The organism is Kribbella hippodromi, from assembly GCF_039531045.1.
Classification (GTDB): Bacteria; Actinomycetota; Actinomycetes; order Propionibacteriales; family Kribbellaceae; genus Kribbella; species Kribbella hippodromi.
Genome location: NZ_BAAAPH010000048.1, coordinates 1 through 7,949 on the forward strand (window position 1 = coordinate 1; position 7,949 = coordinate 7,949).

The following is a 7,949-nucleotide window of genomic DNA, read 5'->3' on the forward strand; positions in this document are numbered from 1 at the left end:
GAGCAGGGGCGGCGGGAGCAGGGGCGGCGGGAGCAGGGGCGGGAGCGGGAGGGAGGCGGGCGCCGGCACGGGGGCGGGCACGGGAGCAGGCGCGCGCACGGGGGCAGGCGCGGGCACGGGCACGGGGGCAGGCGCGGGGGCGGGGCGGGCGCCGGCACGGGGGCGGGCGCGCGGGCGCGCGGGCACGGGGCAGGCGCGGGAGCGGGGGAGATCGCTTTCCGGGGTGGGTTGACTGGGGGTGGGGGGGCACTTACAGTAGCGCTCACGGGGCGTGGAAAGCCCTTTCCAAGCCTGGGAGGTGTGCGTGGGTGCGTTCGGGTCCGGGGCGGGGTTGCCGGGTGGGATCGGTGTGTCGAAGGTGAGCGTTTACGACGTCGCCACGCAGGCCGGGCCGGCTGGGGGTACGCCGCATGTGCACCTGGCGTGCTCCGAGGGGTACTACGTGATCGCCGGAATCGGGACGGTCGAGACCCTGAACACGAAGGGTTACACCGAGACCCCGCTCCGGGCCGGGACTGTGGTGTGGTTCGAGCCGGGCACGATTCACCGGCTGGTCAACGCCGGCGGGCTGGAGATCCTCGCGCTGATGGCCAACTCCGGGCTGCCGGAGGCGGGCGATGCCGTGCTGACGTTGCCGCCGCAGTATCTCGCCGACCGCGAGACGTACCTGCGGGCAACCGCGCTCACCGGCGAAGGTGACGCCCGGACGACGGCGGCGATCGCGCGGCGGGACCTTGCTCTTCAGGGGTACGCGGACCTGCGCGAACGGTACGAGTCGGACGGACCCACTGCATTGACTGACTTCTTCGAAGCCGCGATCCGGATCGTCCAGCCGCAACTCGAGGACTGGCGGCACCGCTGGGAACAAGGCGCCCGCCGCCTCGCGAACGCGACCGGCACCGCGCTGGACGCACTGGAAACCGGCGACGCGGCCTACCTGGATACAGCCGAGGTGGGCCGGCTGCCGGCTCCGACCGAGAGCGGGCGGCACGGGATGTGTGGGTGGCTGGACATTTATGAGACAGGCGTGACACGAGCGTGAGAGGCAAGACTGTGAACGAGCGACGCATCGGCATTGTGATGAACGGCGTCACCGGCCGGATGGGCCTGCGCCAGCACCTCGAGCGTTCGATCGTGGCGATCCGCGAGCAGGGCGGACTGCCCGCCGCGGACGGCACGATGATCATCCCGGAACCGATCCTGGTCGGCCGCAACGAGGCGAAGCTGCGCCGGATCGCCGAGCAGTACGGGCTGGAGCGCTGGACCACCGATCTGGCCGAAGCACTCGCTCAGCCGGACGTCGAGATCTACTTCGACTCGCAGCTCACCCAGTTGCGGGAGAAGGGTGTGCGCGCCGCGGTCGAGGCCGGGAAGGCGATCTACTGCGAGAAGCCGATCGCCGAGAGTCTGGACGCCGCGGTCGACCTGGCTTCGCTGGTGGTCGGCTCCGGGCTGAAGAACGGCGTGGTGATGGACAAGCTGTCGCTGCCCGGCCTGCGCAAGCTGAAGCGGCTGGTCGACGGCGGGTTCTTCGGCAAGATCCTCTCGGTCCGCGGCGAGTTCGGGTACTGGGTGTTCGAGGGCGACTGGCAGGAAGCACAGCGGCCGTCCTGGAACTACAAGCTCGAAGAGGGCGGCGGCATCATCCTGGACATGTTCTGCCACTGGCGGTACGTGCTCGACCAGACGTTCGGGCCGGTCAATTCCGTGTACTGCCAGGGCGCAACGCACATCCCGACCCGCGTGGACGAGAAGGGCGAGGCGTACGCCGCTACCGCCGACGATGCCGCGTACGGGATCTTCGAGCTGGAAGGTGGGATCGTCGCGCAGCTGAACTCATCGTGGGCGACCCGGGTGTTCCGGGACGAGCTGGTCGAGTTCCATGTCGACGGCACCGAGGGGTCGGCGGTCGCCGGGCTGCGGAACTGCCGCGTGCAGCACCGCTCCGCGACGCCGAAGCCGGTGTGGAACCCGGATATCCCGGTGACCGAGAAGTTCCGTGAGCAGTGGGCGACGGTGCCGGACAACGAGACGTTCGACAACGGGTTCAAGGTGCAGTGGGAGATGTTCCTGCGGCACGTGGTCGACGACGCGCCGTTCACCTGGGACTTCGTCGAGGCCGCGAAGGGTGTGCAGTTGGCCGAGCTCGGCTTGCAGTCCTGGCGGGAGGGGCGGAAGCTCGAGGTGCCGCGGCTGGAACTCGAGGGCAAGTGATGGAGCTCGCACTTCCTTCCGCTGACGGGCTGAGCAGGTATCGGCTGGTTGGTGAACCTGTTGCTCAGGGCACCTATACGCCGGCACGGTCGCGGGTCGCGTACGCGGCGGCGCATGTGGTGGCCGATCCACTCGGTGACAACTCGCCTGGTGCGCCGGCGGTCATCGATTGGGAACACACTCTGGAGTTCCGGCGGCATCTCTGGTCGCTCGGGCTGTCGGTCGCCGAGGCGATGGACACCGCACAACGCGGCATGGGACTCGACTGGAAAGCGACCCAGGAGCTGATCCGCCGGTCTGCTGCTGAAGCACCCGACGGTCGAATCGCGGTGGGCGTCGGCACCGACCAGCTCCCTCCCGGTCCACATTCTCTGGAAGCGGTTGCTAAGGCGTACGAGGAGCAGCTCGCCGTTGCCGAGGGTGTGAGTGCTCAGCCGATCCTGATGGCTAGCCGGGCTTTGTGTACGGCCGCGGGTGGTCCGGATGACTATCGGAAGGTGTATGACCGGTTGCTGCGTCAGTCGGCTCGACCAGTGATTTTGCACTGGCTTGGCGACATGTTCGATCCGGCATTGGCGGGCTACTGGGGCAGTGCTTCGGTCGATTCGGCCGCCGACACTGTTGTCGAACTGATCAAGGACAACGTCAGCAAGGTCGACGGGATCAAGGTCTCGCTGCTCGATGCCGCGAAAGAAGTTGCCCTGCGCAACCGCCTCCCCGAGGGTGTACGCCTGTACACCGGCGACGACTTCAACTACCCCGAGCTGATCCGCGGCGACGGCAATCACCACAGCGACGCACTCCTCGGGATCTTCGCCGCCATCGCCCCAGCGGCAGCGGCCGCACTGAAGGCGCTCGACGACGGCGACCTCGACACGTACGAGAAGGTGTTCGCGCCGACCGTCCCGCTTGCCAGGCAGATCTTCTCCGCGCCGACGTACTACTACAAGACCGGAATCGCCTTCCTGGCTTGGCTGAACGGGCATCAACCCGGCTTCACCATGGTCGGCGGCCTGCAGACCGGGCGTTCGCTTCCGCATCTCGCCGACACGTTCCGCCTCGCGGACCAGGCCGGCGTACTCACCAATCCTGAACTCGCCGTCGACCGCTTCCGCCGGCTGCTCACCGTCAGCGGGATCGACGCATGAACAGATACAGCCTGAACCAAGCGACCACGAAGTACTGGCCACTGGAGGATGTCGTCGCGGCCAGCGCGAAGGCCGGCCTGGAGTGGATCGGCCTGTGGCGCGAACCGATCCAGGAGTACGGCGTCGACCAGGCCGCGAAGCTGGTCGCGGACGCCGGCCTGAAGGTTTCGTCGCTGTGCCGCAGCGGCTTCTTCACCGCGACCGATCCGGCCGAGCGTCAAGCCAAGATCGACGACAACCGCCGCGCGATCGACGAAGCCGCGACACTCGGTACGTCGGTGCTCGTCCTCGTCAGCGGTGGACTGCCCGCCGGATCACGCGATCTCGACGGCGCGCGGGCGATGGTCCGCGACGGTCTGGCCGAGCTGGTGCCGTACGCGGAAGAGCGCGGCGTACGCCTCGGGATTGAGGCGCTGCATCCGATGTTCTGCTCGGACCGGTGTGTGGTGTCGTCGCTCGGCGGCGCGCTCGATCTGGCGGAACAGTTCCCGGCTTCGCAAGTAGGCGTGATCGTCGACGCGTATCACCTGTGGTGGGACGCCGACGTGTACAAGCAGATCGAGCGCGCCGGCGAGCGGATCCTCTCGTACCAGGTCAGCGACTGGGTGGTTCCGCTGCCCGCGGACACCCTGCTCGGCCGGGGCATGATGGGCGACGGTTCGATCGAGCTGCGCCGGCTGCGCGCGGCCTGTGACGCGGCCGGGTACGACGGGCCGATCGAGGTCGAGATCTTCAACCAGCAACTGTGGGACGCGCCGGGACAGGAGGTTTTCGACCTGGCGCTGGCGAGGTATCAGGAACACGTCACCTAAAAGGAGCTGTTCGTATGACTGACCGGACCATTCCCGCCGACGGTATCGGGATGCACCTCTACACCATGCGGGACGTGCTGGCCGAGGACTATCCAGGGACGCTGAAGCGACTGGCCACGATCGGATACCGGACGGTCGGGGTGAGCGGACGGTTCGACCACAGCGCGGCCGAGATCCGGGCGTACGCGGATGACGCCGGGCTGGGGATCGTGCTCGAACACGTCGGGTACAAGCGGCTGACCGACGACTGGGCGGGCGCGCTGTCCGATGTCCGGACGCTCGGTGCACAGTGGGCGGTGGTCCCGTCGATTCCGTCGGAGCTGCACTCGGTCGAGGGGTTCAAGACCGCCGCGGCCGCGCTCACCGAAGCCGGGAAGGTGGCTCGCGACGCCGGGCTGAAACTGCTTTTCCACAACCACGGCCATGACTTCGCGGAGGTCGACGGACGGGTCTTGTACGACATCCTGCTGGACGTCGACCCGGAGCTGCTCGGCTTCGAGCTGGATCTGTACTGGGCGGTCGACGGCGGGCACGACCCGGCGAAACTGTTCCAGGAGCACCCTGGCCGGTTCCCCGCGCTGCACGTGAAGGACATGGCCGCGGACGGTTCGTGGGAGGACGTCGGCGCCGGCAAACTCGATTTCGGCGCGATGTTCGCGTACGCGGAATCGGGTGGCGTGGAGCAGTACCTGGTCGAGCACGACAAGCCCATCGACGCGTGGAAGTCGGCGGAACGCAGCTACCGCGGGCTGACCGAGCTGCGCTACTGAGAACCGGGCTGCGTAGGCGGTTCAGCAAACGCTTAACCGGGTCAGCTGTGGATACACCTGCTCACCGGCGGTGAATCCGGCCTATTCTCGACGCGTGCGGAACGAGCAAACGGTCCGGCTGACCGCCGTCCGTCGGCTGTACGAAGTGAGCGCGCGGATGGGCGCTGGGCGCAGCCTTGCCGAGACGCTGCAGGCGGTCGTCGAGGGTGTCGTGGACGGGCTCGGCTTCGGGATCGCCGTGCTGAACCTGCGGCACCCGGACGGCAAGTTCGAGGTGATCGCGGTGTCCGGGTCGCCCGAGGCGCGGGAGGCGCTGCTCGGGACGGTCAGCGCCGCGGACATCTTCGACGCGGAGTTCGCGATCGCGGACGCGTGGGGCAAGCTGCGGTTCGTACCGCACGAGCGGCTGCCCGAGGGTGAAGTGATCGGCTGGGTGCCGGACCTGCCGGTGTCGGACGATCCGGAGGCGTGGCATCCGCTGGACGCGCTGTTCGCGCCGCTGTACTCGTCCGACGGCGAGCTGGTCGGGATGCTCTCGGTCGACCTGCCCGAGGACCAGCGGCGGCCCGGGCCGGTGCACCGGGAGCTGCTGGAGATCTTCGCCACCCAGGCCGGGCTGGCGATCGACAAGGCCCGGCTGACCGATCGGCTGCTGGCCGAGAAGACCCGGCTGGAGGCGAGCGAGGCGACGTTCCGGCTGGTCTTCGAGGGCGCCGGGAACGGGATGGCGACGATCGGCTTCGACGACGCCGACCGCGGCCGGATTCTGCGCGTGAACGACGCCTTCTGCCGCATCACCGGGTACGCGGCCGACCAACTGCTCGGCGCGCGGCTGGCGACCTTCCTGCGGGACGTGGAACCGGAGCAGACTCGCGCCGAATTGGAGCAGCTTGGCGCCGGCAACGGTACGTTGCGGTTCGAGCGGGTGTTCACGCAACCGGGCGGGAACGAGATCTGGCTTGGCGGTACGGCCGCTCTGGTGGCTCAGGGCGCCGGGCAGCCGCGGATTCTGCTGATCCAGATCGACGACGTGACCGCCCGCAAGGACGCCGAACGCGAGCTCCGGCACCACGCCGCGCACGACCCACTCACCGGCCTCCCGAACCGCCGGCTCCTGCAGCACCGCTTCACGAAGGTCCTGGCCCGCACCCGAACAACCGGCCGCCCCGGCGCGCTGCTGTTCTGCGACCTCAATCACTTCAAACTCGTCAACGACAGCTACGGTCACGAAGCCGGTGATCGCGCGCTACGAGACATCGCCGCCCGCCTGAGCGGCGCCGTACGCCACGGCGACACGGTCGCTCGCCTGGGCGGTGACGAGTTCGCCGTACTCGCCGAGGACATCGCGGGCGAGGCCCTGACCACCCTCATCACCCGCCTGGAAGCCGCCGTCAGCCTCCCCCTCGACAACATCGCCGTCCAGGTCACCACCAGCGTAGGTTCCGTCCCCATCACCCCCACCACCAACGACCTAAACGCCCTACTCCACCAAGCCGACCAAGCCATGTACACCGCCAAGAACCGCCGCTGACCTACTGCAACAACCTGCAATCGCCGGCCTCTTGGAGTTCGGCTCGGCTACGCTCCGAGAGGTGGGGCGTACGTTGATGAGCGAGCCGGCGTGGGTGTCGTACTCGCAGATCTATGTCGAAAGCGCCGAGGACTACTCCTCCATGGAGGACTGCTTCGCGGGCCAGCAGAACGGCCTGTGCGGAGCCGCGTCGGCCGGGAAACTGTTCCTGATCACCGGCTTGCACAGCGGCCAGGTCGATTTCACCGTCGAACTCCACGACGAGGAACCACCCCTCGACGATTCCTGGGAGGACGTGGTCGAGGCGTCGTACCGTCCGTCCGGACCTGCCATGCTGATCTGCTGGCCGGGCGACAATGCGGCCTGGGATCTCGACTTGCAACAGATCGACTATCGCGTACGTTACTGCGCCTGGGGCATGGACCCTCGCGCACCAAGGCGGCCCACCCGAAGGCGAACCACCGATCGACCGGTACCTGCTGCAGTTCTGGCCGGCTGCGCCAAGGCCGGACCAGATCGTCAAGCTCACCAGCACGTCGGCCGCGTACTCACACGAAGCCACCCGAACCGCACCCCCACCTCCAACGGCCGAGCAACGCGCCAAATCCGCCGCCGAAGCAGAACGAGTGAAGGCCGAGAACACCGAGATCTGGCTCCTTGAGCCGTGGTCACCGGAAACTCCGGCCGGTGAGTACGCGCCTGCGCGCAAACTGTCCGAGGCGCACAAACTCACACCCGCCCTGAGAACCAGCGGCTTCGAGGACATGCTGTCCGCGCAGAACGTCGCCCGATTCGACCCGACGCTGTTCGAGGACCTCATCCATGCCGATCCGTCCGTTCTCCGCGCCGTCGCCCGATGGGCAGCACGCCATGCGTGTGCCGCGGTGGGGCTTGATCAGATCGATTGGATCGCGGCCGCACTCGACGGCATCGACCGCGGCCTCGAAGTGCACGCCGCCTGGCATCCGCCGGCCGGAACCTTCCCCGACGGCCCGACCGCGGTCGGCACCACGGGCGACTGGGACCCCGAACTCAGCGGCCCGTTGCAGGCTTTCGTCGTCATCAACTCGGCCGCGCACCCAGCGCCTTTGACCGCCGCAGTCACCACCCTCTGGTTAACTATTGGCGCGACCAACCACTCCCTCGTCGGCGAGTTGCGGCATGCCTTTCCCCAGCTCGGAGAAGGTTAACCGTGAGCTCAGCGTTTGATGATGTTGCGGAGGGCAACTACTGTGCCGAGGGCGAGGATCATGACGGCGCCTCGGGGGGCCAGGTCTTGGGGTGGGATGCCGGAGAGGAGGCCGACGGTGGCCGCGGCCAGGAGGAGTAGGGCTACCCAGATTTCGGGTTTCTTCAAGAAATAGGTGGTTTTGTGGCGCCAGGTGATGGGGGTGTGGGGGATTTGGGCGGGGTCTCGGGGGGCGGGTTCAGGGGGTGATTGCAACACCTGTCGGTTGAAGGGGTGTTGTGATGG

General features: G+C 67.9%; 9 protein-coding genes. 8 read left to right on the forward strand and 1 reads right to left on the reverse strand.

Annotated elements, in window-relative coordinates; translation table 11 throughout:
- The first annotated feature begins 304 nt into the window (after nucleotides 1-304).
- The 8 genes from ABD260_RS37310 to ABD260_RS37345 all read left to right on the forward strand — a co-directional run bounded on the left by ABD260_RS37310 (nucleotide 305) and on the right by ABD260_RS37345 (nucleotide 7,665).
- Nucleotides 305-1,042 carry a cupin domain-containing protein gene (locus ABD260_RS37310; RefSeq protein WP_344241683.1) on the forward strand — a complete coding sequence of 246 codons (738 nt, stop codon included), beginning with the start codon at nucleotides 305-307 and terminating at the stop codon, nucleotides 1,040-1,042.
- A gap of 11 nt (nucleotides 1,043-1,053) precedes the next feature.
- Nucleotides 1,054-2,214: a Gfo/Idh/MocA family protein gene (locus ABD260_RS37315; protein WP_344241685.1), complete on the forward strand. Its 1,161-nt coding sequence runs from the start codon at nucleotides 1,054-1,056 to the stop codon at nucleotides 2,212-2,214.
- Nucleotides 2,214-3,362 carry a dihydrodipicolinate synthase family protein gene (locus ABD260_RS37320; protein WP_344241687.1) on the forward strand — a complete coding sequence of 383 codons (1,149 nt, stop codon included), beginning with the start codon at nucleotides 2,214-2,216 and terminating at the stop codon, nucleotides 3,360-3,362. The genes ABD260_RS37315 and ABD260_RS37320 overlap by 1 nt, the downstream gene beginning before the upstream one ends.
- Nucleotides 3,359-4,174 (forward strand): sugar phosphate isomerase/epimerase family protein, encoded by an 816-nt coding sequence (locus tag ABD260_RS37325; protein WP_344241689.1) that lies wholly within the window; start codon nucleotides 3,359-3,361, stop codon nucleotides 4,172-4,174. The genes ABD260_RS37320 and ABD260_RS37325 overlap by 4 nt, the downstream gene beginning before the upstream one ends.
- Nucleotides 4,175-4,188: 14 nt before the next feature.
- Nucleotides 4,189-4,944 (forward strand): sugar phosphate isomerase/epimerase family protein, encoded by a 756-nt coding sequence (locus tag ABD260_RS37330; protein WP_344241691.1) that lies wholly within the window; start codon nucleotides 4,189-4,191, stop codon nucleotides 4,942-4,944.
- A gap of 94 nt (nucleotides 4,945-5,038) precedes the next feature.
- Nucleotides 5,039-6,475 (forward strand): diguanylate cyclase domain-containing protein, encoded by a 1,437-nt coding sequence (locus tag ABD260_RS37335; RefSeq protein WP_344241693.1) that lies wholly within the window; start codon nucleotides 5,039-5,041, stop codon nucleotides 6,473-6,475.
- Between the two features lie 61 nt (nucleotides 6,476-6,536).
- Complete coding sequence (locus ABD260_RS37340; RefSeq protein WP_344241695.1) at nucleotides 6,537-7,136, forward strand: hypothetical protein; 600 nt, start codon at nucleotides 6,537-6,539, stop codon at nucleotides 7,134-7,136.
- A complete protein-coding gene (locus tag ABD260_RS37345; protein ID WP_344241697.1) occupies nucleotides 7,102-7,665 on the forward strand; it encodes a hypothetical protein in 564 nt (187 codons plus the stop codon). Before ABD260_RS37340 ends, ABD260_RS37345 begins: the two co-directional genes overlap by 35 nt.
- 8 nt (nucleotides 7,666-7,673) lie before the next feature.
- Here ABD260_RS37345 and ABD260_RS37350 read toward each other — a convergent pair whose 3' ends face one another.
- Nucleotides 7,674-7,832 (reverse strand): hypothetical protein, encoded by a 159-nt coding sequence (locus ABD260_RS37350; protein ID WP_344241699.1) that lies wholly within the window; start codon nucleotides 7,830-7,832, stop codon nucleotides 7,674-7,676.
- Nucleotides 7,833-7,949: the final 117 nt, after the last annotated feature.